Source organism: Cellulophaga sp. 20_2_10, from assembly GCF_023476645.1.
In the GTDB taxonomy this organism is placed as follows: domain Bacteria; phylum Bacteroidota; class Bacteroidia; order Flavobacteriales; family Flavobacteriaceae; genus Cellulophaga.
This window is the reverse complement of record NZ_JAMCOJ010000003.1, coordinates 225,187-250,510: the sequence shown is the minus strand read 5'-3', so window position 1 is coordinate 250,510 and position 25,324 is coordinate 225,187. Positions and strand designations below refer to the sequence as shown.

The 25,324-nt window shown below is 32.9% G+C and carries 23 protein-coding genes; 15 read left to right on the top strand and 8 right to left on the bottom strand.

Translation table 11 applies throughout. The features are described 5' to 3' along the window. Window positions 1-13 precede the first annotated feature (13 nt). The 8 genes from rimM to M4I21_RS07380 all read left to right on the top strand — a co-directional run bounded on the left by rimM (window position 14) and on the right by M4I21_RS07380 (window position 8,104). Window positions 14-541, top strand: coding sequence for a ribosome maturation factor RimM (gene rimM / locus M4I21_RS07415; protein ID WP_249558480.1), 528 nt, complete (start codon window positions 14-16; stop codon window positions 539-541). A gap of 3 nt (window positions 542-544) precedes the next feature. Then, window positions 545-874 carry a DMT family transporter gene (locus M4I21_RS07410; protein WP_249558479.1) on the top strand — a complete coding sequence of 110 codons (330 nt, stop codon included), beginning with the start codon at window positions 545-547 and terminating at the stop codon, window positions 872-874. A gap of 84 nt (window positions 875-958) precedes the next feature. Then, window positions 959-1,651 (top strand): NUDIX hydrolase, encoded by a 693-nt coding sequence (locus tag M4I21_RS07405; protein ID WP_249558478.1) that lies wholly within the window; start codon window positions 959-961, stop codon window positions 1,649-1,651. Between the two features lie 63 nt (window positions 1,652-1,714). Continuing rightward, window positions 1,715-2,557 (top strand): ribose-phosphate diphosphokinase, encoded by an 843-nt coding sequence (gene prs, locus M4I21_RS07400; RefSeq protein WP_249558477.1) that lies wholly within the window; start codon window positions 1,715-1,717, stop codon window positions 2,555-2,557. A 26-nt stretch (window positions 2,558-2,583) separates the two neighbouring features. After that, window positions 2,584-4,032 (top strand): nicotinate phosphoribosyltransferase, encoded by a 1,449-nt coding sequence (locus M4I21_RS07395; RefSeq protein WP_249558476.1) that lies wholly within the window; start codon window positions 2,584-2,586, stop codon window positions 4,030-4,032. Between the two features lie 72 nt (window positions 4,033-4,104). Beyond that, window positions 4,105-4,842, top strand: coding sequence for a tRNA1(Val) (adenine(37)-N6)-methyltransferase (locus M4I21_RS07390; protein ID WP_249558475.1), 738 nt, complete (start codon window positions 4,105-4,107; stop codon window positions 4,840-4,842). 64 nt (window positions 4,843-4,906) lie between these two features. Next, the gene (locus M4I21_RS07385; RefSeq protein ID WP_072303577.1) at window positions 4,907-6,085 is read left to right on the top strand and encodes an acyl-CoA dehydrogenase family protein; all 1,179 of its coding nucleotides are present in this window, start codon (window positions 4,907-4,909) and stop codon (window positions 6,083-6,085) included. A 501-nt stretch (window positions 6,086-6,586) separates the two neighbouring features. Next, window positions 6,587-8,104: a carboxypeptidase-like regulatory domain-containing protein gene (locus tag M4I21_RS07380; protein ID WP_249558474.1), complete on the top strand. Its 1,518-nt coding sequence runs from the start codon at window positions 6,587-6,589 to the stop codon at window positions 8,102-8,104. Window positions 8,105-8,113: 9 nt separating this feature from the next. Here the strand turns inward: M4I21_RS07380 and M4I21_RS07375 are convergent, their stop codons facing one another. From M4I21_RS07375 to M4I21_RS07345, 7 genes are read right to left on the bottom strand one after another with little or no spacing between them, the layout of a single operon-like run. After that, entirely contained in the window at window positions 8,114-8,494 is a 381-nt protein-coding gene (locus tag M4I21_RS07375; protein WP_249558473.1) for a DUF423 domain-containing protein, read from the bottom strand. Window positions 8,495-8,518: 24 nt separating this feature from the next. Next, window positions 8,519-8,950 carry a hypothetical protein gene (locus M4I21_RS07370; RefSeq protein WP_249558472.1) on the bottom strand — a complete coding sequence of 144 codons (432 nt, stop codon included), beginning with the start codon at window positions 8,948-8,950 and terminating at the stop codon, window positions 8,519-8,521. 53 nt (window positions 8,951-9,003) lie between these two features. After that, complete coding sequence (locus M4I21_RS07365; protein WP_249558471.1) at window positions 9,004-10,164, bottom strand: metal ABC transporter permease; 1,161 nt, start codon at window positions 10,162-10,164, stop codon at window positions 9,004-9,006. Beyond that, window positions 10,157-11,281, bottom strand: a complete 1,125-nt coding sequence (locus M4I21_RS07360) for a metal ABC transporter permease (RefSeq protein ID WP_249558470.1) — start codon at window positions 11,279-11,281, stop codon at window positions 10,157-10,159. The genes M4I21_RS07365 and M4I21_RS07360 overlap by 8 nt, the downstream gene beginning before the upstream one ends. A gap of 23 nt (window positions 11,282-11,304) precedes the next feature. Beyond that, the gene (locus M4I21_RS07355) at window positions 11,305-12,042 is read right to left on the bottom strand and encodes a metal ABC transporter ATP-binding protein (RefSeq protein ID WP_249558469.1); all 738 of its coding nucleotides are present in this window, start codon (window positions 12,040-12,042) and stop codon (window positions 11,305-11,307) included. Window positions 12,043-12,048: 6 nt separating this feature from the next. Next, window positions 12,049-12,972: a metal ABC transporter solute-binding protein, Zn/Mn family gene (locus M4I21_RS07350; RefSeq protein ID WP_249558468.1), complete on the bottom strand. Its 924-nt coding sequence runs from the start codon at window positions 12,970-12,972 to the stop codon at window positions 12,049-12,051. An 8-nt stretch (window positions 12,973-12,980) separates the two neighbouring features. Beyond that, window positions 12,981-13,637, bottom strand: coding sequence for a metal-dependent transcriptional regulator (locus M4I21_RS07345; protein ID WP_249558467.1), 657 nt, complete (start codon window positions 13,635-13,637; stop codon window positions 12,981-12,983). A 79-nt stretch (window positions 13,638-13,716) separates the two neighbouring features. Between M4I21_RS07345 and M4I21_RS07340 the strand changes: the two genes are divergently transcribed. Genes M4I21_RS07340 through M4I21_RS07330 form a run of 3 tightly spaced genes read left to right on the top strand, consistent with a single transcriptional unit; the run spans window position 13,717 to window position 17,548 of the window. Then, window positions 13,717-16,014 (top strand): TonB-dependent receptor, encoded by a 2,298-nt coding sequence (locus M4I21_RS07340; protein WP_249558466.1) that lies wholly within the window; start codon window positions 13,717-13,719, stop codon window positions 16,012-16,014. Between the two features lie 5 nt (window positions 16,015-16,019). Further along, the gene (locus tag M4I21_RS07335) at window positions 16,020-16,499 is read left to right on the top strand and encodes a thioredoxin family protein (RefSeq protein WP_249558465.1); all 480 of its coding nucleotides are present in this window, start codon (window positions 16,020-16,022) and stop codon (window positions 16,497-16,499) included. A gap of 53 nt (window positions 16,500-16,552) precedes the next feature. Further along, window positions 16,553-17,548, top strand: coding sequence for a hypothetical protein (locus M4I21_RS07330; protein WP_249558464.1), 996 nt, complete (start codon window positions 16,553-16,555; stop codon window positions 17,546-17,548). Between the two features lie 5 nt (window positions 17,549-17,553). Here M4I21_RS07330 and M4I21_RS07325 read toward each other — a convergent pair whose 3' ends face one another. After that, window positions 17,554-18,528: a polyprenyl synthetase family protein gene (locus M4I21_RS07325; protein ID WP_249558463.1), complete on the bottom strand. Its 975-nt coding sequence runs from the start codon at window positions 18,526-18,528 to the stop codon at window positions 17,554-17,556. A gap of 144 nt (window positions 18,529-18,672) precedes the next feature. Here M4I21_RS07325 and M4I21_RS07320 point away from each other — a divergent pair, with 144 nt between their 5' ends. Genes M4I21_RS07320 through M4I21_RS07305 form a run of 4 tightly spaced genes read left to right on the top strand, consistent with a single transcriptional unit; the run spans window position 18,673 to window position 25,298 of the window. Then, window positions 18,673-19,278: a TetR/AcrR family transcriptional regulator gene (locus M4I21_RS07320; protein ID WP_249558462.1), complete on the top strand. Its 606-nt coding sequence runs from the start codon at window positions 18,673-18,675 to the stop codon at window positions 19,276-19,278. Further along, window positions 19,279-20,613 carry a TolC family protein gene (locus M4I21_RS07315; protein WP_249558461.1) on the top strand — a complete coding sequence of 445 codons (1,335 nt, stop codon included), beginning with the start codon at window positions 19,279-19,281 and terminating at the stop codon, window positions 20,611-20,613. Window positions 20,614-20,644: 31 nt separating this feature from the next. Beyond that, the gene (locus M4I21_RS07310) at window positions 20,645-21,814 is read left to right on the top strand and encodes an efflux RND transporter periplasmic adaptor subunit (protein ID WP_249558460.1); all 1,170 of its coding nucleotides are present in this window, start codon (window positions 20,645-20,647) and stop codon (window positions 21,812-21,814) included. A gap of 4 nt (window positions 21,815-21,818) precedes the next feature. Further along, complete coding sequence (locus M4I21_RS07305; protein ID WP_249558459.1) at window positions 21,819-25,298, top strand: efflux RND transporter permease subunit; 3,480 nt, start codon at window positions 21,819-21,821, stop codon at window positions 25,296-25,298. The last annotated feature ends 26 nt before the right edge of the window (window positions 25,299-25,324 follow it).

The following is a 25,324-nucleotide window of genomic DNA, read 5'->3' as shown; positions in this document are numbered from 1 at the left end:
TATAAAGAACGATATGCAAAAGGAAGATTGTTTCTACTTAGGTAAAATCGTTTCTAAATATAGCTTTAAGGGCGAAGTATTAATTAAAGTTGATGCTGACGAACCTGAAGTTTACGAAAACATGGAATCAGTGTTTATTTCTTTAGGAAATAACCTGGTTCCATTTTTTATTGATAAATGTAGATTACACAAGTCTAGTTTATTACGTATTAGGTTTGAAGATGTTTTAGACGAGTCTGACGCAGACCGAATAATGGGATCCAAACTCTACTTACCACTTACAATGTTACCTAAATTATCTGGTGACAAATTTTACTTCCACGAAGTTATAGGCTTTACATTACAAGATGATGTACACGGAGACATTGGACAAATTACCAGTGTTAACGACACCACATCACAAGCACTCTTTGAAGTTGAAAAAGGAGACAAGCAGCTTCTTATACCTATTAACGACGAAATTATTACAAAAGTAGATCGCGAGAACAAAACTATTTTTGTGACCACTCCAACAGGCTTAGTAGACTTATACCTAGGTTAAATAATGAAATATTTATTTTTAGCACTAGCAATTGTTTTTGAAATTGTTGGATCTAGCTTTATGCAAACCTCAAACGGGTTTACAAAAACAATACCGACTATTGTAACAATAGTATCGTATGTTATTTCTTTTTTCTTTTTTTCACAGGCATTAAAATATATTCCGCTAGGAGTTGCATATGCAATTTGGGGAGGCCTAGGTATTGTTATTACAGCAATAATTTCGGTTGTAATTTTTAAACAAACTTTAGATTTTCCTGCTATTTTAGGGATAAGCTTAATTGTAGCTGGTGTTATTATAATGAACTTCTTTTCAAATAGCACTGCACATTAAAGTCAACCTATTTTTAAACAAAGTATTCTTTATTTTTTTCTCAGATAATAAAACCTGTATTTTTGCGTATATACTACACATATTATGCAGAACAATCAGAACATAAAAATAGCTGTAGATGCTGTTGTTTTTGGCTATCAAGATAACGCACTTTATATTTTATTAGTACAACAAAAATATGGCCATTACAAAGACCAATGGGTTTTACCAGGAGGCTTAGTACAAAATGGTGAAACACTAACCACGGCAGTACACAGAGAACTACAAGAAGAGGCAGGTATTACTGTAAACTACCTAGAACAACTATATACGTTTGGAGACGATATTAATCGTGACCAAAGAAACCAGGTAATATCTGTATCCTATTTTGCCCTAGTTAATCCAGAGAAATTTAAATTAAGTGCAGCCACAGATGCGCAAGATGTAAAATGGCAAAACATAAACAATACACCAGCTTTACCGTTCGATCATAATTTAATTATAAACACTGCTTTTAAGAGATTAAAAGCTAAACTACACTACCAACCAATTGGCTTTGATTTGCTTCCAAAAAAGTTTCCGTTTTCAGATTTAGAGCATTTATATGCTACCATTTTGGAACAAGAAATTGATCGAAGAAACTTTAGAAAAAAGATATTAAGTTTCGATTTTATTAAAAAATCCGATGAAAAACAAAAAGCAGGAAGTGGTAGACCCGCACAATTATTCACCTTTGACACTAACAAATACAAAGCCTTAGAGAAGAAAGGGATGCATTTTGAAATTAAGTTTGCGTAACTTTAACACAAAATGTTTTTGCTAATCCATTTACTTATTTAACTTTGTGTAAAAATAACGCAAATGATACTAAATTTAGATCCACAGTTTAATCCGTTTCCAAATCAGAAAAGCATCGAATATAAGTCGTTTTTATTTTCTGGTGGAGAGCCACATATTAAAATTGAAGACAATTTTAATATCCAAGAAACTACAACAGTAACACACAGACTCCAATCTTTTAACGATGTAGGCTTACTGCTAATAACCGTAGATGCACTAAAACGTATGGGCGTAAAGATTATAAAAGTTTTTATCCCATATTTTCCGGCTGCTAGACAAGACAGATTAATGGTCTCTGGTGAATCACTATCTGTAAAAGTATATGCAGATCTTATAAATAGCCTTCAATTAGATGAAGTTACTGTTTACGACCCACACTCAGAGGTTACTCCTGCCCTATTAAACAACTGTACTACCGTTACAAATTACACGTTTATAGAAAAAGTACTATCGACCTTAAATAACACTATAGTTTTAATTTCTCCAGACGGAGGTGCTCTTAAAAAAATATACAAAGTATCTGAATATTTAGGAGGTAAAGAGGTTGTAGAATGTTCTAAGTCTAGAGACGTAAAGACTGGTAAATTATCGGGGTTTAAAGTATATACAGATGACCTTCAAGGTAAAGATTGTTTGGTTGTAGATGATATCTGCGATGGTGGCGGAACTTTTAATGGCTTAGCACAAGAATTAAGAAACAAGAATGCCGGCAATTTATACCTTGCTGTTAGCCACGGTATTTTTAGTAAAGGTTTGGAGAGTCTAAGCAGCTATTACGATGGCATTTTTACAACCGATTCTTTTAACACCATTACAGAACAACCAAAGATTACACAAATAAAAATAGCAGACTTACTAGACTAAGATAATAATTACAAAATATAGATATTATGAATCCATTACTATATACAGACGGCTACAAGGTAGATCACAGAAGACAATATCCAGAAGGCACAACATTAGTATACTCTAACTGGACACCAAGAAAAAGTAGAATAGAAGCTATTGATGAAATCGTATTTTTTGGACTTCAGTATTTTATTAAAAAATACATTATAGAAGATTTTAACGCTAACTTTTTTGGTAAACCCAAAGAAGAAATTGCTAAAAAATATAGCAGAAGAATAAATAATTATTTAGGAGAAAATGCTGTTGGCATAGCACATATAGAAGCTTTACATGATCTTGGTTATTTGCCAATGGTAATTAAAGCACTACCAGAAGGTTCATCTGTTCCTATACGTGTCCCTATGATGACAATGTACAACACATTACCAGAATTCTTTTGGCTAACTAATTATTTTGAAACTATATTAAGTACAACCATCTGGATGCCTTGTACTTCTGCAACTATTGCAAAACAGTACAGAGGAATTCTAGACAAATATGCTGACGAAACTTCTTCTACTCCAGAATTTGTAGACTGGCAAGGACACGATTTTTCTATGCGAGGCATCGCTGGTATGGAAGCTGCAGTAATGAGTGCATCTGCTCACTTACTTAGTTTCTCTGGCACAGACACTATACCATGTATAGATTTTTTAGAAGAATACTACAATGCAAATTCTGACACAGAACTTATTGGTGGTTCAGTTGCAGCTACAGAACACTCTGTTATGTGTATGGGCACAAACACAGGCGAAGAAGAAACTTTTAAAAGGCTAATTACAGAAGTATACCCTAATGGCATTGTTTCTATTGTGTCTGACACTTGGGACTTATGGAAAGTACTTACAGAGTACTTACCCAACCTAAAAGAAGAAGTTTTAGCAAGAGATGGTAAGGTTGTTATTAGACCAGATAGTGGAGATCCTGCAGATATTATTTGTGGCAATCCTAATGGAAAAACAGCAGAAGAGAAAAAAGGTGTTATAGAACTGCTTTGGGAGATCTTTGGCGGAAAAACAAACGATAAAGGATACAAAGAATTAGACAGTCATATTGGTGCTATTTATGGAGACAGCATTACTACAGACCGTGCTACAGATATTTGCGAGCGCCTAAAACAAAAAGGGTTTGCATCTACAAACGTAGTTTTAGGTATTGGCTCTTTTACTTACCAATACAACACTAGAGATACTTTTGGTTTTGCAATGAAAGCAACATACGGAGAAGTAAACGGAGAAGGAAGAGAAATTTTTAAAGATCCTATTACTGACGATGGAACTAAAAAATCTGCTAAAGGATTACTTAAAGTTGAAAAGAAAAACGGCGTATTTACACTTACAGATAGTGTTTCCTGGGACGAAGAAAAAACAGGAGAACTAAAAGTAGTATTTAAAGATGGTAAATTACTTGTAGATGATTCTTTACAAAATATTAGAAATAGAGTAAGATAAACTCCTTAATTTTGCAAACGTAAGAGGCAAGCTTTTTTTACAAGCTTGCCTCTTCTTTTTTAAACTTATATCATGAGCAAACCTTTTACATTTAAACAATTTACTATTGCCCAAGACCGTTGCGCTATGAAAATAGGCACAGACGGTGTTTTATTGGGCGCATGGGCATCTATAGACCACAACCCCTACTCTATTTTAGATATTGGTAGTGGTACTGGTATTATTTCTTTAATGCTAGCTCAACGTAGCATTGCAGATAATATAGAGGCTATTGAGTTAGATGATGCTGCTTACGAACAATGCACAGAAAATTTTGAATCATCTATCTGGGCAGATCGCTTGTTTTGTTTTCACGCTGGTTTTGATGAGTTTGTAGATGAATATGCTACAGACGAAACTGATCAAGATGAGTTGTATGATTTAATAGTATCCAATCCTCCTTTTTACACGGAAGATGTTACTACTGGTAATGAAGCTAGAGATAATGCTCGCCAAAACACATCTTTACCATTTAATGAGCTGCTTAGTGGCGCATCAAAATTACTATCTAAAGATGGCGTATTTTCAACTATAATTCCGTTTAAAGAAGAAGAAGAATTTATAAAACTTGCCAAAAATTTTCAACTATATCCAAAACGAATTACGAGAGTTAAAGGTAACGCTGACGTAGCGATAAAACGAAGTCTGTTGGAGTTTACAAAAGAGCCTTCATCAAACTTAAAAACTGAAGAGCTTGTTATAGAGAAAGATAGACATATCTACACGGAAGAATACATCAACCTAACAAAAGATTTTTATTTAAAAATGTAACATTTACTCTTTGTATTGTTATATTTCTTTGCCTATCTTTGGTTACATATCCTAATACATAGCTATGAAACCAGATTTATTTGAAGCACCAGATTATTACAATATAGACGATTTATTGTCCGAAGAACATAAATTGGTGAGAGATGCCGCCCGCCAATGGGTAAAAAGAGACGTATCTCCAATAATTGAAGAATACGCTCAAAAAGCTGAGTTTCCTAAGCAAATAATTAGTGGATTAGCAGAGATTGGTGCTTTTGGCCCATACATTCCTGAAGAATACGGTGGTGCTGGTTTAGACCAAATAAGTTATGGTTTAATTATGCAAGAGATAGAACGTGGTGATAGTGGCGTACGTTCTACTGCATCTGTACAATCTTCTTTGGTTATGTACCCTATTTATACCTACGGTACAGAAGAACAACGTAAAAAATACTTACCTAAATTAGCTAGCGGGGAGTTTATGGGTAGTTTTGGTTTAACAGAACCAAACCACGGATCTAACCCTGGCGGTATGGAAACCAAATACAAAGATATGGGAGACCATTACCTTTTAAATGGTGCTAAACTATGGATCTCTAATTCTCCTTTTTGCGATGTAGCTGTTGTTTGGGCTAAGAACGAAGAAGGTAGAATTAACGGACTTATTGTTGAGCGCGGAATGGAAGGTTTTTCTACTCCAGAAACTCACAACAAATGGTCTTTAAGAGCATCTGCAACGGGTGAACTTATTTTTGATAATGTAAAAATTCCTAAAGAAAACCTATTACCAAATAAAAACGGACTAGGCGCTCCATTAGGATGTTTAGATTCGGCTCGTTACGGTATTGCTTGGGGTGCAATTGGCGCAGCAATGGATTGTTATGATACTGCCTTACGTTATGCAAAAGAACGCATACAATTTGGTAAGCCAATTGGCGCATACCAATTGCAACAAAAGAAATTAGCAGAAATGATTACCGAAATTACAAAAGCACAGTTACTAGCATTACGCTTAGGACAGCTTAAGAATGAAGGCAAAGCAACAACTGCACAAATATCTATGGCCAAACGTAACAATGTAGATATGGCTTTAAACATTGCCAGAGAAGCAAGACAGGTTTTAGGTGCTATGGGTATCACTGGCGAGTACAGTATTATGCGACATATGATGAACTTAGAAAGTGTTATTACGTATGAAGGTACGCATGATATACACTTACTTATTACAGGAATGGACATTACCGGTCTTAATGCCTTTAAATAATAATTAATTCTTTATCTTTACATAGTCTAAATAAGGGTTGCAATCAAAAACAACCCTTTATAAAAACTATTAAGGTTATGGAAACGTTACAACACATCCTAGTATTTATTACTGCTGCAGTAGCATTTGGTTATGTAGCTAAGAAATTTTTTCTTCCTAAATCTCTTTTTGCTAATAGTAAGAATAAAAAATCATGTGGCTCTGACGACTGTGGTTGCAGCTAATTCTTCTTTATAATTCTTGCTACATTATCTTAAAGTATTCACAATTTCGTTAAAGAAATAAGAATACTATACTAAAGTTATCCAAAAACCCTCTCTTGTAGTACTTAGATTACTTTATTTAGCCAGCGGCTAAAAAAGTAACTCTAAAATAAAACGACTCAAAAATCTAGCAATCAAAGTTTTACGTTTTATTTTCATTTTTTTTAGCAACAGCAGGCAACAACAACCAAGTTTATGTTGTCTATACTAATAAGAAACAAAAACCAAAAAACTAATTATGCGTAAAACGACTCAACTTGTAATTTTAATCATCACTTTAATTGCAAGCAATATCACAACAGCACAAGAACTTAATGCTAGTATAAAAGATGCAGCTAATAAAGAAGCAATACCGTATGTTTCGGTTGTACTCTCTAATAAAAAAGGAGTAATTACAAATGGTGAAGGTAAATTTTCATTAAGCACTACAAACACAACTGCAATAGATTCAATTTTTATTTCTTGTATTGGCTACGAATCAATAGCGCAACCCATACACACTTTTAAGGATAGTATTATTTACATGCAACCAAAGACCATAGAACTTAATGAGGTTTTGGTTTCAAATAAAAATTACACCGGAGAAGAGATTATAGATATGGTTAAAGATAGTTTAGACAAAAACTATAGCAAAGACCTAACTAAGAAAAAAATATTCCTTAGAGAGTCTAATTACCAAGGATTAGATAAAACAAACTATACATTTATGAAATCTACTATAGAGGAACTAAATAAGCCTTTTTTAGATAGCGTTATAACTGCTTTGCCAAAAAGAGACAATAGTTATTCTGAGGTTTTATGTGATATTTACGGAAATTACGATAAAGAAACATTAAAAATAGATCCTATAAAAGCATGTAGATTATACGATAAAAACTCTGAGTTAGATATTACTAAGCTTGAAGAAAAATTTAACGAGATTATTAAAAACAATGTAAAACCAGATTCGTACTTTAAAATAAAATCGGGTCTTGTTGGTGTTAAAGTTGATGGCGCATTAAACAACCCTAATGACGTAAAAAAAGACAGTATAGCATTAAAAAAAGAGCTAGAGGAAAAGAAAAAATTAGAAGAAGCACGCAGAGCTAGTTATGCCGATTATAAAAAAACAACTATAGGCAATCAGTTTAATAATCTATTTTATATGGATGATGCTAAACTAAACGTGATAACAAAATCTGGACGTTACAACTTTACTATAAAAGACTACACGTACTGGGGAAACATACCTGTGTATATATTAAATTTTGAACCTAAGAGAGGTGCAGATTATGAGGGTACCATATATGTAAACGCAGATGATTTTGCTGTTATCCGTATAGATTATGACAATGTAAAAACACTAAAAAGTATTAAGCTATTCGGAATTTCTTACCAAGAACACTTATCTAGAGGTAAAATGATTTTTGCTAAAAATGAAAATAACACCTACGACCTACAATATTTAGAACGAGAAGCAGGAAGTAAAGCAGGTATAAGAAGACCTTTAAAAATAATTGAAAAGAACAAGGTTGTAAAAGGAAGAAATAAACAAAACGAGCTTTATGTAAAGTTAGACATGGCAATTACAAGTGTAACTAAATACGAAATTGTTGTTTTTGATGCCGAAAACATAACAAAAAGCACGTACGACAATTTTGAGCAAAAAAAGATTATTAAACCAGAATACTTAAAAAAGTACGACCCTGAATTTTGGAAAGGATATAACATTATAGAGCCTAACCAAGCTATAAGAGAGTTTACTGCAGAAGAATAAAATTTAAGACTATAATTTAAGAAAGTTAAGCAACAAAAGCGCCCAACCTAGGACTAATCCTAAACCTCCTAGGGGCGTTATTGGCCCAAGAAATTTAATTTTTTTTCCTTTAGCTGATGATATACAGAGGCCATATATACTAAATGAGAATAAGAAAATCCCGATTATAAAAGCGTAACCCATTACTATTTCTTGAGTAGTTGTAAAATTGAAATTAAAACCTAATACTAACAATACAATAGCATGATACATTTGATACTTTACGCCAGTCTCAAAATTCTTGAGCTGGTCGTCTGTGAATATCTTTTTTAGTGCATGAGCACCAAAAGCACCAAATATAACGGCTAACATACCGTATAAGGCAGCAAATACTTTTATTGTGATAATCATAAAATGATAGAATTAAATAGAGGGTTATTTTAAACGAGATAAACTATCTAATTTACTTGAAAACAAAGTATACATTTTCTCCGTTTCTAAAGAGTCGGAAACATTAAAAAACAACTGTAGAGAATCGTTGTAGGTAACTTTTATTTTTTGTCTAGATAATTTATCTACAAAAATATAAACCTCTGTATTATATATAGAATCTCTAAAGATACCCTTTTCTGTTTCTTTAACAGAAAAACCATTTAAACGTTCTAAAGATGGTATTTTATCTACCATCTCTACCGTATTTACATCTGTAAAATTAAGTTCCTTGTAATATATACCAGATAATATTTTAAACTCATCATTTTCAACCTTTATCCAGTTTTTATAATGCGCTAAAAAAGCAATTACCACCAAAACTAGGGTTAATGCTATTGCTATATTCCAAAGCCAATGTCTTGTTTTATTTTTCATCTTAAACGCGAATGTACAACAGAATAGATTTCTAGAAAAATATTACACACTTATCAACCTCTAAATAAAAAGAAATCATCTTTCATTTCTTCTATAGCCACAGTACTATTGGTTGTAATATAATCTATCGCTTTTTGCGTAAATCCCTGACCCTTTTCTGTTAACGATATAATATTATTATCAATTACAATCATATTGTTTTTTAGGGCCAAATCCACAACGGTTTTAGATTGCATTTTACCCCAATTAATATGTTCTCCTAAGTGGTTAATATGTCGCTCTGACTCTTCAGAATGATTTTGCAAATGCAACATAAAAGTAAGCAAATACACTTCTACTTGTTGTCTTTTTTGCCTATACAACACAGAGATTAAACCCTTACTAGGCGCAAATAAATACACCAATAAAAATAAGAATCCCAAAACGGTGGTCATAGATCCTGCAATAGAAGCATCTAAATAATGTGCAACCCAATACCCTATTAAGGCAGATGCAATACCCGCTAAAATTGCTATAATTAGCATCTTTTTTAAATCGTTCGTTAGCAAATAAGCCATAGCTGCGGGAGCTATCATTAATGCAACCACCAATATAGCACCAACGGCATCAAAAGCACCAACCGTAGTTACAGAGGCTATAGACATTAAACCATAATGTATTACAAGCGGTGAAAAACCTAATGTTGCTGCCAATTGCTTATCAAACGTACTAACCTTTAATTCTTTAAAAAATGTAATTAATAGCGTTAGTGTTATAACAACTATGGTTCCTATAATCCAAATAGATTTAGCTCCCAAGTCTACACCATTTACAGACAACCTATCAAAGGGCGCAAAAGCAAGCTCACCTAGCAAAACAGCATCTACATCTAAATGTACATCATTGGCATTTTTAGCGATTAAAATAACGCCAATACTAAACAATGCAGGAAAAACTAAGCCTATGGCTGTATCTTCTTTTACCAAGCCTGTTTTCTGTATAAATTCTACCATGATTACAGTAATTACACCAGTAACAGCTGCTAATAAAATTAACCAAGGTGAATTTAAGTCTTCTGTTATAAAGAAACCTATAACCAATCCTGGCAGTATAGAATGACTAATAGCATCACTAATCATTGCCATTTTTCGCAACACTAAAAAAGTACCAGGTATAGCACAAGCAATAGCTACCAGACAAGCAATAAGTTGTATTTCTATTTGTGCACTACTCATTTTCTTCTTGTTGATTATACAAATTTGCGGCCGTACTAAATCCTTTTTCAGTTAAGGACCACATTGTTTTAGTTACCGTTATTAGCTCTCTGCTTTCTAATTTCTGAAGTGATTTACGTGTAAATCCGTGAAAATTATTTAAAATTTTAATTGCATGTGGATGATTTATATTATCATGCGTTTTTACAATATGATACATAAATGCTAATGTTTTATGCAACTCCAAATCTTTACGGTTGCTTTGGTATCTAATTTCACGAAACAACAATCCCCTTTTTGGCGAAAAAATAAACGAAAACAATACAAAAACTGCTGCTATTAAAACAATTACTGGCCCTGTAGATAAGTTGTTAGAACTTGCGCTAATTGCAGTTCCTAATACTCCTGAAAAAGCACCGAAAATAGCAGCCAAAAGCACCATTACACTTAAACTATTTGTCCATTGTCTTGCTGCTGCTGCCGGTGCCAATAACATAGCGCTCATTAAAACAACACCTACAGTTTGTAACCCAACGACTATAGATATTACTATAAAAAAGGTGATTAAAACGTCTAAAAATTTTACATTAAAGCCCAAAGACTTGGTATAATCTGCATCAAAAAGAAGTAGTTTAAACTCTTTCCAAAATACCAACAAAATAAGCAAACTTAAGCCAGCAATAATGCACATAGTCCAAACGTCACTACTAACTAAAGTAGCAGCTTGACCAAATAAATATTTGTCTAAACCAGCCTGATTAGCATTAGGCATCTTTTGAATAAAGGTTAACAACAACATTCCAAATCCAAAAAACAAGGATAAGATTAAACCTAAAGCTGTATCAGATTTTAAATGCGTTTTTTTAACTATTCCACGAATCCAAAAAGTACCAATTAACCCACTAATTAAAGCGCCAATTAGCAATGTATTACTATCCTTAGAACCTGTAATTAAAAAAGCCAAAGCAATACCAGGCAATGCCGCATGCGATATTGCGTCTCCCAATAAACTCTGCTTACGTAAAACAGCAAAACTACCTAACATACCGCACAAAGCACCTAGAACAGCAGTGCCCAATGTTATGGTTTGCAAGGTGTAATCTGTAAAAAGAAGATTAAAATATTCTGTTATTTCCACAATCCAATTGTTTTAGCTAAAATTTACTCCTGTACACTTACCTTATAGTTTATACCGTAAGTCTTGGTAAGGTTACCATCATTAAAAATATCTTTAACTGGCCCAGTTGCTATCTTTTTCACATTTAAAAAGGTAACCCAATCAAAATACTCGGGTACCGTTTGCAAATCATGGTGTACAACAATTAGTGTTTTACCAGCTTTACGCAATTCCTTTAAAATATTAATTATAGCTTTTTCCGTTGTAGCATCTACTCCTTGGAAAGGCTCATCCATTAAATAAATACTAGCATTTTGCACCAAAGCTCTTGCTAAGAAAATACGTTGTTGTTGGCCACCACTAAGCTGACTAATTTGCCTCGATTTAAAAGACAACATTCCTACTTTTTCTAAAGCCTCTAATGCTGCTTTTTTCTCTTTTTGGCCGGGTCTTTTTATCCACCCTAAACTACCATAAGTCCCCATCATCACCACGTCTAATGCAGTGGTAGGAAAATCCCAATCTACACTCCCTTTTTGTGGTACATAGGCAACTTCTTTAAACTGTTTCTTATATGGTTTACCAAATATTTTTACACTACCAGCAATAGGCTTAATAATGCCTAAAATAGATTTTATTAAGGTCGATTTACCTGCCCCATTAGGACCAACAATAGCCATAAGCACACCTTCTGGTATGGCCAAATCTATATCCCACAAAACTGGTTTATAGTTGTAAGCAACCGTAAGGTCATCTACTGTAATAGCATATTTTGTTTCCATAAATTATTATTTTAATGCAGTTACAATTGTTGTAACATTGTATCTAAACATTCCAATATAAGTACCCTCTACAGTACCTTTATCCCCTAAAGCATCAGAATACAACGTACCGCCAATAGTTACATTATGATTTTTAGATTGCACCGATGCTTGTAGTGCTTCTATTGTTCTTTTAGGAACCGAAGTTTCTACAAAAATAGCTTTCACCTTGTTATCAATTATAAATTTAGATAATTCTTGCACGTCTTGCACACCTGCTTCTGTTGCTGTAGAAATACCTTGTAAACCAACAACATTAAACCCATATGATTTTCCAAAGTAATTAAAGGCATCGTGCGCAGTAACCAAAACCCTTTTTTCTTCTGGCAGCTGACTAATGGTTTCTCTTAAATCTGAGTCTAACTTGGTTAACTTTTCTAAATACACTTTACTATTCTCTTCATAAACGGCAGCATTCTTAGGATCTAACTTTTTAAGCTCATTTGCTACGTAAGTAGTTATTTGTTTCCAAAATATAACATTAAACCAAATATGCGGATCATAATTAGATGCAAAATATTCTGACCCAATAAGTTCTTTTTTATCTAAAGCATCAGAAACAGCGACCGTTTTTTTATTGGTCTTTTCCATTTTCTCAAAAACCTCTACAAGTTTACCTTCTAAGTGCAAACCACCATAGAACACAACGTCGGAATCTACCAACTTGGTAACATCTCCTTCACTCGCTTTATACAAGTGAGGATCTACACCACTCCCCATTAGACCAACAACATTAATAGCATCACCACCAATATTATGTAGTAAATCTGTTATCATAGTAGTTGTTGTAACTACATTTAGTTTGCCGTTATCTGCTTTTTTAGCATCCGTTTTACACGCAGATAAACTAAGTATTACGGCTACCACAATTGTATATGTTATTTTTTTCATTTTAGTATTTATTCTGTTATCTGTACATACAAATTAGAAGCAATTTGACTAGACACGTTAAAACTGTTAGCATTAATTTTTAATTGAAAAGATCCATCAAAATCTTCTTTATCAATAACTTCTATAATATCTCCTAAAGCAATTTTATTCTTGTCTAAAAACTTTAAAAACTGACTTGAAGAATCTTTTACCCCAACACAAATACCTTTATCATTTACAGAAAGTTCGCTCAATAACTTTTTATCCATCACTTTAAAATTACCATTCTTATCTGGTATCGGATCTCCGTGTGGATCATATTTAGGGTAATCTAAAAGTTTATCTAGCTTATCTATTAGCTTCTCACTCTCTATGTGCTCTAATTGTTCTGCAACATCATGTACTTCATCCCAAGAAAAATCTAATTTTTCTACTAAGAAAACTTCCCACAATCTGTGTTTTCTAATAATAGACAACGCCATAGATTTACCTATAGCCGTTAATGAAACACCTTTATATTTTTTATAATTTACCAGGTTTTTTTCTGATAGCTTTTTCATCATATCTGTTACAGAAGACGGTTTCGTTTCCATCTGTTCTGCAATAGCATTTGTAGAGATTTCGTTAGCTCCTCCTTTTCCAATATGAAAAATTGCTTTTAAATAATTTTCCTCAGAATGCGTCATCAATTTTAATTTTTATCAAAAATACATTTTTATTTCTAAAAATAAAGTTTTAGGTTTGTCTAAATTTAAATTTACACTAATGAAAAAAATATTTTATATAATATACTTTTTACCAACACTCCTCTTTTCTCAAGAAATATTGATTGAAGGAAAAGTGAGCACAGATGATAGCCCCCTGGAATATGCATCTATTCATATAAAAGGAAAAACAACCGGAACGGTATCTAAAAAAGATGGTTTCTATACATTGAAACTCTCTAAAGGCGAGTATACGCTAGTATGCAAAAGCATAGGCTACAAAACAATTGAAAAAGAAATCACTGTAAACAATAACAATCAAACACTTAACTTTAACTTAAAAGAAGATGTACTAGGACTAGATCAAATTGTAGTTACTGGTACTAAAACAGAAAAAAGAAGAACAGATTCTCCCGTAATAGTCAACCTCATAAATAGCAAAACACTAGATAACGTCGTCGCAACAAATTTATCTGAAGGGTTGCGTTTTCAGCCAGGCTTAAGAGTAGAAACAGATTGCCAAACGTGTAACTATACCCAATTACGCATAAATGGTTTACAGGGTGGTTATTCCCAAATACTAATAAACGGAAGACCTATATTTAGTCCGTTAACAGGTCTTTACGGTATGGAGCAAATTCCGGTGAATATGATAGAGCGTATTGAAGTTGTTAGAGGTGGCGTATCTGCTCTCTACGGCTCTAGTGCTATTGGCGGAACAGTTAACGTAATTACCAAAATACCTATTAAAAACGAATACAATTTAACCTATACATACCAAAGTATAAACAACAACGCATCTGACAATATTTTACTTGGTAATGCTACTGTGGTTAATGAAGACAGAACTGCTGGCGCTACTTTTTTTATCAATAAAAGAGATAGAGATACGTATGATGATAACGGAGACAATTACTCTGAATTACCTAGTTTAAAAAACAATTCTTTTGGTGCTAATTTATTTTATTTACCTTCTGAAAATGAAAAAATAGAAGCTAGTATTAGTAGTATATATGAATATAGATATGGCGGTGAACAAGTAGACAAAGCAGCACATTTAGCAAAACAATCTGAAGAACGCACACATAATGTTTTAATGGGTAGCTTAGATTATCAGCTTAATTTTAATGAAGACAAAAATAGTTTTATTGCTTACTATGGCGGACAAATTACAGACAGAGACCACTATACAGGTATACAACCTGATGATGAAGATGAACTAAACTCTTTTTTGATACACCCACCATACGGAACCTCTAAAGTAGAAACCCACCAAGCTGGCGTACAACTAAACCATAAAGTAGATTCATTTATAGGCGGAAAAGCAATTTTTACTTTTGGTACCGAGTATGTTTATGATGATGTTTTAGATGTAATAGAGGCGTATAACTATGAAATAGACCAAACCACCAGAAATTGGGGCGCATTTTTACAAAACGATTGGGACATTACGCCTAAAATTAATTTTTTATCAGGAATAAGAATAGACAAACACAACCTGTTAGATAATGTAATTGCAAGTCCTAGACTATCATTATTGTATAAAATGAATAAAGAATCGCAGTTTAGATTAGGTTGGGGAACAGGATTTAGAGCACCACAAGCTTTTGACACGGATTTGCACATTGCTTTTGCAGGAGGAGGAATTTCTAGGATTTCTTTATCTGATAATTTATTTGAAGAACGCTCTAACAGCTACACAGCATCTTTTAATTATGACAAAGCTACAGAGCATTTAATTGCTGGTTTTACCGTAGAAGGTTTTTACACAAAACTAAATGATGCCTTTTATCTTTTTCCTTTAGGAGAAGATAGTTTTGGTGAATTATTTGAGAAAAGAAATGGTGATGGGGCCATTGTAAAGGGACTAACATTAGAAACAAGAGCAAATTTTGATTATGTTTTTCAGGTTGATGCTGGTATTACATTACAGTCTAGTAAGTTTACAGAGGCAGTAGAAAATATTGAAGGTTTGCCAACCAAAAAAGAATTTTTAAGAACACCAAATACCTATGGTTTTGCAACACTAACCTACACACCAACAAAAAGGTTTAATGCCTCTGCAAACTTGGTATATACAGGTCGTATGGATATTGCACATTTTGGAGGAGAAAATACAGGTCAGGCTATAGATGAATACAAAGAGACTCCGTCTTTTTTAGAAACCAGCCTTAGATTAGGTTACACTTTTAAAAGTGAAAAGTTAGAAACAGGGTTGGAAATTTTTGGTGGCGTAAAAAATATAACAAATGCGTATCAAGATGATTTTGACCTAGGCAAAAACAGAGATAGCAACTATGTTTATGGACCATCTTTACCAAGAACTATTTTTATGGGATTAAGAATAAAAAGCTTGTAATAAGAATGAAATTACATTACAAAAAAATAATTATTTGCTTGTTAATTGGCTACATAAACTGTGGCCAGTTAGCAGCGCAAAACAATGAGGTAAACTGGTTAAGTTTTAATCAGCTTGAAGATTCCTTAGCCATAAAACCAAAAAAGGTTTTTATTCATTTTTATGCAGATTGGTGTGGCTTATGTCATACAATGGACCAAAAAACATACAAAAACTCTAACGTAATTAACACATTAAGCAAAGACTACTATGTTGTAAAAATGAATATTGAAACAACAGATAAAATAACTTTTGGTGGTACAACTTATGAAAATGAAAATGCGAAAAAAATAAATTCTATTCATCAAATACCTTTACTAATGGCGAGCAGAAAAAACAAATCATTTTCTTTACCTGCAATTGTTATACTAGATGAAAATTTCACTGCTACTGCAAGGTATTTTCAATATTTAGATGCTAAACAACTTTTAAAGACAATACAATAACACTTTCTTTCGTTTAAAAAAAGTAACTTTTACTACATTTACCAAAAAAAACTATGAAACAAATTGTCTGTTTTTTAACCCTACTGTTCTGCATTAACTCAATACAAGCACAACAAGAACAAGACACTACTATTGTAAGCACCAAAGACAAAGACTATTCTTTGGTATTTACGGCAAATAAAAATGACGAGATTCACCTTTACATTAAGTCAAAAGGAAAAGAAAATATAGTTTACACTCTTGGTAAATACTATAACGATAAAGAACCAATCTTTAAAAAACTAAACAAGAAAGAGTCTTTATGGTTGATAGCCCCTGAAAAGGATATTTACGAGCTAGTTATAAAAAGCACTAGTGACAAAGAGAGTAAAATAAGCATAAAACTTAATGTAAATTCTTTTAACAAAAAAGCACCGGTAATCGCTTATAAAGAAGTCGCAGACACTACATATGCCACTCCTGAAAAAACTGAAACAGAAGTAAGAAAGCTAAAAACAGTTACACTTCAACAAGATAATTTTTACTTAAATAGTAAGTCTAACGATTTATTAAAAGGAGGAAAAAGCAGAGTTCTAGTACCAATTGCATTACCAGAAAATACAGTTTCTTGGTATTATGCATTTACTGCATCCAGAGAAGAGAAAGACATTAAAAATACTATAAAAAGTTTTGGACTAGCATCTACATTATCTAATTACATAGATACCGAAAACTCTTTTTCTGGTGCTGTAGAAAATTTGAATCCACCTCCAGGAGCAAACATTTGCGACATTTACTTATTGGATGAGAAAAATGCATTGCTTTTTAAAAACAAAGAAGACTACAGTCCGTTTTTGTTTGGCTCTAGAGAGAACTACAAATCTGGAATTGTTAATGTAAAAAACTCTCCAAACAATATACTTTATCTTGGTTTAAACAACCCAGACAATATTTACGGTATACATATAGGTATAGAAATAATCTGCATTACAGAAACACAACAAACTATAGAACAGCTTTTAAGCAAACCTATAATTACAACAAAAAAGCAACCTTATTTAGTAGAATAGAAAGGCTAAACCTTTCTATTCATTAACCATAGACCAAACTGCTTCAAAGCTTCTTTTTTATCTGTAGATATAACTAACTTATCTAAAACAACAAAAGCCTTATTGGTGTATTCCTCTATAGCTTGCTTTGTTGCAATATCTGCCTTAGATTCCTGAAAAATAGCTTTAACGGTTGCTACTTTATCATCGGTATTTGTTGGTTGTATAGAAAAAAGCTGATCTAATGAGTTTTGCTCTGCTTTAGAAGACAACTCTAATGCTTTGAGGTATAGGTATGTTTTCTTATTTTCAATTATATCTCCGCCAACTTGTTTCCCAAAAGTTTTTGGGTCACCAAAAGCATCTAAATAATCGTCTTGTAATTGAAAAGCAATACCTAAGTTTTTACCAAAATCATAAATCAAATCTTCATTTTCTACTGTAGTTTCTGCAATTACCGCACCCATTTTCATAGCTGCCGCAACCAAAACCGCAGTTTTATACTCTATCATTTTTAAGTATTCTGCTATGGTAACATCATCTCTAACTTCAAAATCTACATCATATTGCTGACCTTCACAAACCTGCAAAGCAGTTAAACTAAAAAGAGAATTTAGCTTTTTATATTGGTTTCCGTCATACGTTTCTAAAAACCTATATGCTTCAATTAACATAGCATCACCAGATAATATACCTGTATTTATATCCCATTTTTCGTGCACGGTTTCCTTACCTCTACGTAAAGGTGCATCATCCATAATATCGTCATGGACTAAAGAAAAATTATGAAAAACCTCAACAGCCATTGCCGCAGGAATAGCCTTTTTAAAGTCTGCACCAAAAATATCAGCAGACATTAATGCTAATATTGGACGCAAACGTTTACCACCTAAATTTAATATATACGTTATTGGTTGGTATAAGTTTTTAGGCTCCTTATCTATTGCTATTTCACTTAATTCTTTTAAAAAAGCGTCTCTATACTGGTCAATGGAATGCATCTATAATTTTTTTTCAAAAATACATGAAATACTTTTTAAGCAATTATAAATGTAACATTCATTTTAAACTTAGGTTAAGTAATCTTAAAACTTCGGAAACTTTTTTTGTTTTCTAAGTTTCCTAACTTATCTTTGCCGCTTATTATGAAAGAAAAAATTTTAGAAAAGGCCTCTGATTTATTTTTAACTCTAGGTTATAAAAGTGTCACAATGGATGATTTAGCCAACGAATTGGGTATGTCTAAAAAAACCATTTACACCTACTTTGACAATAAAACAAAGTTAATTGAAGAAAGCACCACTCATTTGTTTTGCAATATAACTGAAGGCATAAATAACATTTGCGCTTTAGACCACAACCCTATTGAAGAAATGTTTGAGATTAGAAAATTTATAATCGCAAACTTAAAAGACGAAAGTTCTTCTCCAATTTATCAATTACAAAAGTATTACCCTAAAATACATCAATCTTTAAAAAAAGAGCAATTTGCTTTTATGCAAAAATGTGTAGTAGCTAATTTAAAAGAAGGCATAGAACTAGGTTTATTTAGAGAAAACTTAGATACCGAATTTATTTCTAGAATATACTTTTCTGGAATGACGGCTATTAAGGATGATGATTTTTTTCCGCCAGAAAATTTTTCTAAAATTAAATTAATGGACAATTATTTAGAATACCACTTAAGAGGAATAGTAACCATAAAAGGAGAAAAAATATTAACTGATATTATCAAATCAAATCAATCATAAATGAAAAGAAGTTTAACATTACTAATTTTGCTTTTGGGCTTGCAAATGGGATTTTCGCAAGACAAACCTTCAAGCTTCACGTTAGAGGAAGCAATTAATTATGCTTTAGAACACAATTACAGTGCTATAAACGCCGATCGTGATATTGAAGATGCCCAAAAACAAAAATGGCAAACTATTGCTGGCGGATTACCACAAATAGATGGTGCAATAGGGTATCAAAACCAATTAAAGCAGCCCGTTTCTTTAATACCTGGAGAGTTAGCAGGTGGTGCACCGGGAACTTTTATCCCTGTTGTTTTTGGCCAAAAACAATCTGCCACCGCAACAGCAACATTACGACAACAAATTTTTGATGGTTCTTACATTGTTGGTGTACAAGCCACTAAAACATTTATAGATTACAGTGCAAACAGCAAAGAAAAAACAGCTCTTGATGTTCGTAAATCTGTAGTAGAAGCCTACGGGAATGTTCTTTTAGCTAGAGAAAGCACATTAATCTTAGAAAAAAATAAAGCAGCATTAGAAAAGAACTTATACGAGACTCAAAAGATTTTTGATAACGGTTTAACCGAAGAAGAAAATGTTGAGCAGTTACAAATTACACTATCATCTGTAGACAACCAATTAAAAAATGCAATTAGACTAAAAACAATAACGCTACAAATGTTAAATCTAGTTATGGGCCTAGAACTAGAGCACAAAACTATATTAACTGAAGATTTAGATGTTTTAACTCAGAAGCAGATAGATTTAAATTTATTACAAACTGAATTAAACTTAGAGAAGAATGTAGACTACAAAATGGCGCTTAATTTAAATGAGCAACGAGAACTAGAGCTAAAATTAGAAAAAAGTAAAGCGCTACCTACTTTAAATGCTTTTATAAATTTTGGTTATACGGGTTATAGTGAAAAGTTTGATTTTTTACAAAGAGAAACAGAATGGTTCAACTCTTCAATTTTAGGGTTCGATCTTAATATTCCTATTTTTAGTTCTTTAGGCAGAAGTGCATCTACGTCACGTGCTAGAATTGCATTAGACAAAGCTAAAACACAAAAAACGGAAGCAGAAGAGTCTCTACGTTTACAATGGGAAAATGCAAAAAGTGAATACACACTTGCTATTGAAGAATACCAAACAAACCAAAATAATTTAGGTTTAGCAGAACGTATAGAGAAAAAAAACCAAGTAAAGTATTTTGAAGGTTTAGCTACCAGTTTTGATTTGAGACAAGCGCAAACTCAGCTTTACAGTGTACAGCAAGAGTACTTGCAGTCTATGGTAAATGTAATTAACAAAAAAACAGCATTAGAAGTAATTCTAAATAACTAACCCCAACACAACAAATAGTAACATAAATAATATGAAAAAAATATTCTACATAGTAACCCTAACAGCAGTTTTAGCTGCTTGCGGAAGTAAAAACACTTCTGTAGAGAGTATTATTTCTGAAGGAAATTTAGAAAAGATTAGAGCTAAAAAAAGTAGCATCTCTGAAGAACATAAAAAATTAGAGATGCAAATGAGCCTATTAGACTCTACGATTGCAAAAATACAAGGAAACAAAAATCTACCATTAGTAAGTACGTTCACCACAAAAACCGAAACTTTTAATCACTTTTTAGAGTTGCAGGGGAATGTGCAAACAAAACAAAATGTTCTGATTTACCCAGAAATGGCAGGTACTTTACAAAAAGTATACGTAAAAGAAGGTCAAAAAGTAACCAAAGGACAACTACTTGCGAGAATAGATGACGGAGGTATGAGCAGCCAACTTGCGCAACTTAAAACACAAGCAGAATTAGCTAAAACTACGTTTGAAAGACAGCAAAGACTTTGGGAACAAAAAATAGGGTCAGAAATACAATACTTACAAGCAAAAACAAACTACGAAGCTCAAGTAAATGCTATTAAACAAGGAGAAAGTCAGTTAGGAAAATCTACAATTAGAGCTCCTTTTTCTGGTATCATAGATGATGTAATTAAAGATCAAGGAACTGTTGTTGCCCCTGGTATGGGCGCAGAGGTTTTTAGAATAGTAAACCTATCTAACATGTATATCGATGTAGAGGTGCCAGAAACATATCTAAAAAGTATTCAAAACGGTAAAGAAGCAATGGTTTACTTTCCTATTCTTAACGACAGTATTGCAACTAAAGTTCGCCAAACAGGTAATTTTATTAACCCTAGCAACCGTTCTTTCACAGTAGAAATTCCTGTTGCTAATAAAAACGGAAACATAAAACCTAACCTTACAGCTAAAGTTAAATTAAACGATTATACAAGTCAAGAAGCTATTCTTATACCGCAGAGTGTAATTTCTGAAAATGCAGATGGCGAACAGTATGTTTATGTAGCCGAAAAAACGAGTGAAGATAAATACGCAATGACCCATAAGAAAATTATAAAAACAGGAAAAAGTCAAGGTGCTCTAGTCGAAGTTCTAGAAGGATTAACAGCTGATGAGCACGTAATTAAAGAAGGTGCTAGAAGTGTTAAAGACGGACAAAAAGTAGAAATTTTAAACCAATAGTTCTATGAGTAAATTACAAAAAAGCACCGACAAGGAATTTAAAATCTCCTCGTGGGCAATAGACAACCCCTCGGTTATCTATGTATTAATTGGTTTATTCTTATGGATTGGTTTTTCTGCATACATAGCTATGCCTAGAGAAGATTTCCCTGAGGTTATAGAGACTAAAATATACATTAGCACTCCTTACCCTGGCAACACTGCAGAAGATATAGAGCGTTTAATTACGGATCCTTTAGAGGACAAGATAAAGAACGTGAGTAATGTTGTAGAAGTTACCTCAACATCGCAAGAAGACTATGCTATGATTGTAGTAGAGTTTAACGAGGCTATTTCTGTACAAGAGGCAAAACAAAAAATAAAAGATGAAGTAGATGCGGAAAAAGCCAGTGAAGATTGGCCTACTTTTAACGGTGCAAAAGTAGAACCTAATGTTTTTGATCTTAACATTTCTGAAGAAGTGCCTATCATGAATATTAATTTTACAGGAGATTACCCTGTAGAAAAGCTGAAAGATTTTGCCGAGTATTTACAAGATGAAATTGAAGATTTACCTGAAATTAAAAAAGCAGATATACGCGGTGCCCAAGAAAAAGAGGTAGAAATTGCTGTAGATGTGTATAAAATGATGGCTGCTAAAATTAGCTTTGATGATGTTTTAAACACCATAAGAGGCGGCAACGTTACAATGTCTGCTGGTAACCTGAAGACCAAAGAACAAAGAAGAACAATACGTATTTTAGGAGAAGTAAAAGACCCTCAATTATTAAATAACTTTGTTGTTAAGTCAGAAAATGGGGCTACGTACTTAAGAGACATAGCTACAATTACATTTTCAGAAAAAGATAAAACTACCTTTGCAAGAGAGTTTGGAGAAAGCGTTGTAATGCTAGACGTTAAAAAAAGAGCCGGACAAAACTCTATTTCTGCATCAGAAAAAATTAAAGAATTAGTTAAAGAGGCTAAGGCTAATTATTTTCCGCCAGATTTAAAAATATCAATAGCAAACGACTCATCTACCAAAACATTAAACCAAGTAGACGATCTTGTAAACAATATTATCTTTGGTATTATACTAGTAGTAACCGTTTTAATGTTCTTTTTAGGATTTAGAAACGCCTTATTTGTAGGTTTTGCTATACCTATGTCTATGTTTATGTCTTTTATGATCTTATCATGGCTTGGCTACACTCTAAACACTATGATTTTGTTTGGGATGATTATGGGTCTTGGTATGCTTGTAGATAACGGTATTGTGGTTGTAGAAAACGTATACCGATTAATGGATGAAGGTTTATCTAAAGTAGAGGCCGCAAAGAAAGGGGTTGGCGAAATAGCTTTTCCTATTATTGTATCCACACTAACAACAGTAGCTGCTTTTGTACCTCTTGGTTTATGGCCTGGAGTAATGGGACAGTTTATGAAATTTTTCCCAATAACACTATCTGTAGTATTGGGATCTTCTTTACTAGTTGCCATATTAATGAATTCTATGTTAGTTTCTAAATTCATGGAACTAGGAGAAAAAGAATTAACCCTAAAACAGTTAATACGTTTAAGTATTATTCTTTGTGGTTTTGGAGGTTTAATTCTAATTTTTGGAGGTGCTATGAAAGGGCTAGGAACTGTAATGATAATTACAGCCGTAATGTTCTGGGCATACAAATATTTTATTAAAAAATGGGCAATTCGTTTTCAGAAAAACACAATGGTTTCTTTTGAAAACTGGTACGAGCGCAGACTAAAACACGCATTACGTGGCGGAAATGTATATTGGTATGTAAGTATTACTTTTTTACTACTAATCGTTGTTTTTATGTTATTTGGTATGTCTATTGGCAACAAGAGAACTAAAATAGAATTTTTCCCAGACAACATTCCTAACGAAATTAACGTATACGTAGAGTACCCAGAAGGTACCGCCATAGAAAAAACAAATGCTATTACTAAGGTTATAGAAAAAAGAGTTTACGAACTTTTAGACGATGACATTTACAAACACGAGGGAAAAAACTTTATTGTTTCTTCTGCTGTTTCTCAAGTTGGTGAAGGAGCTGGAAACCCACAAACAGATGGTGGTTCTAGCGCAGAAATGCCACACAAAGGAAAAATAACAGTAAACTTTAGTGAGTTTAAGTTTAGAAGAGGAGTTAATACAGAAGAAATACGTGCTAAAGTACAGAGTGCTTTAAATGGTATTTACCCTGGTGTAAACATTTCTGTAGAAAAAGATAGCAATGGCCCACCTGTGGGTTACCCTATAAATATAGAGATTGAAGGTAAGGACTATAACGAATTAATTGCCACAGCAGAAAACATTAAAAACTTCATTAACACCAAAAATATTGCTGGTATTGAAGAAATAAAGATTGATGTAAATAAAAGTAAGCCCTCTATGGAAGTTTCTGTAGATCGTGAAAAGGCTGGTGAATTAGGGGTATCTGTTAGTCAGGTTGGCAATCAATTGCGTAGAGCTCTTTTTGGAGAAAAAGCAGGAGTTTATAAAGAAGATGGAGATGATTTTGATATTAACATTCGTTTTAATGAAGACTTGCGTTACAATACAAATGCATTGTTTAATCAGAATATAATTTTTAGAGACCCTTCTAACGGACAAATAAAAGAGATTCCCGTATCTGCCGTTGCTAGTGTTAAAAACACATCTGGTTTTAGCGCAATTAAACACAGAGATAATGAAAGAGTTGTTACTATCTACTCTGGCTTAGAACCAGGATTTACAGATGCAGCTGCAATTGTAGACGAGATACAAAAAGAAATGGAAGAGTATAAAAATCTACCTTCTACTGTAAAGATCGATTATACTGGGCAAATAGAAGAACAGAACAAGCAAATGACATTTTTAGTAGGTGCTTTCTTTTCTGGTTTGGGTTTAATTATGTTAATCTTAATTTTTCAATTTGGTGGCATTTCTAAACCAATAATAATTATGATAGCTATTTTCTTAAGTTTTATTGGTGTATTTGGCGGCTTAATGGTAACTGGCTGGTCTTTTGTTATTATGATGACAATGATGGGTATTATATCGCTCGCCGGTATAGTTGTAAATAACGGTGTGGTATTGCTAGATTATACCCAGATTTTAATAGATCGCAAAAAAGTGAAACTAGACTTAGACGAAGCAGATGTTTTAACTAGAGAGCAAGCTACAGAAGCAATAGTAACCGGTGGTAAAGCTAGACTTAGACCCGTACTTTTAACGGCTATAACAACTGTATTAGGATTAATACCGTTGGCAATTGGTTTAAATATTGACTTCTTTACTCTATTCTCTGAGTTTAATCCTCATATTTACATTGGTGGTGATAACGTAATTTTCTGGGGACCTTTAGCCTGGACAGTTATTTTTGGATTAATTGTAGCTACATTCCTTACGCTTATAATAGTACCTGCACTGTTTAATATTACATACAGACTAAAAATAAGGTTTGCAAAAAAGCCTGCTACTATAGAAAGTGAAGCATAAAGCTAAACCGTATAAAAACAAAAGAG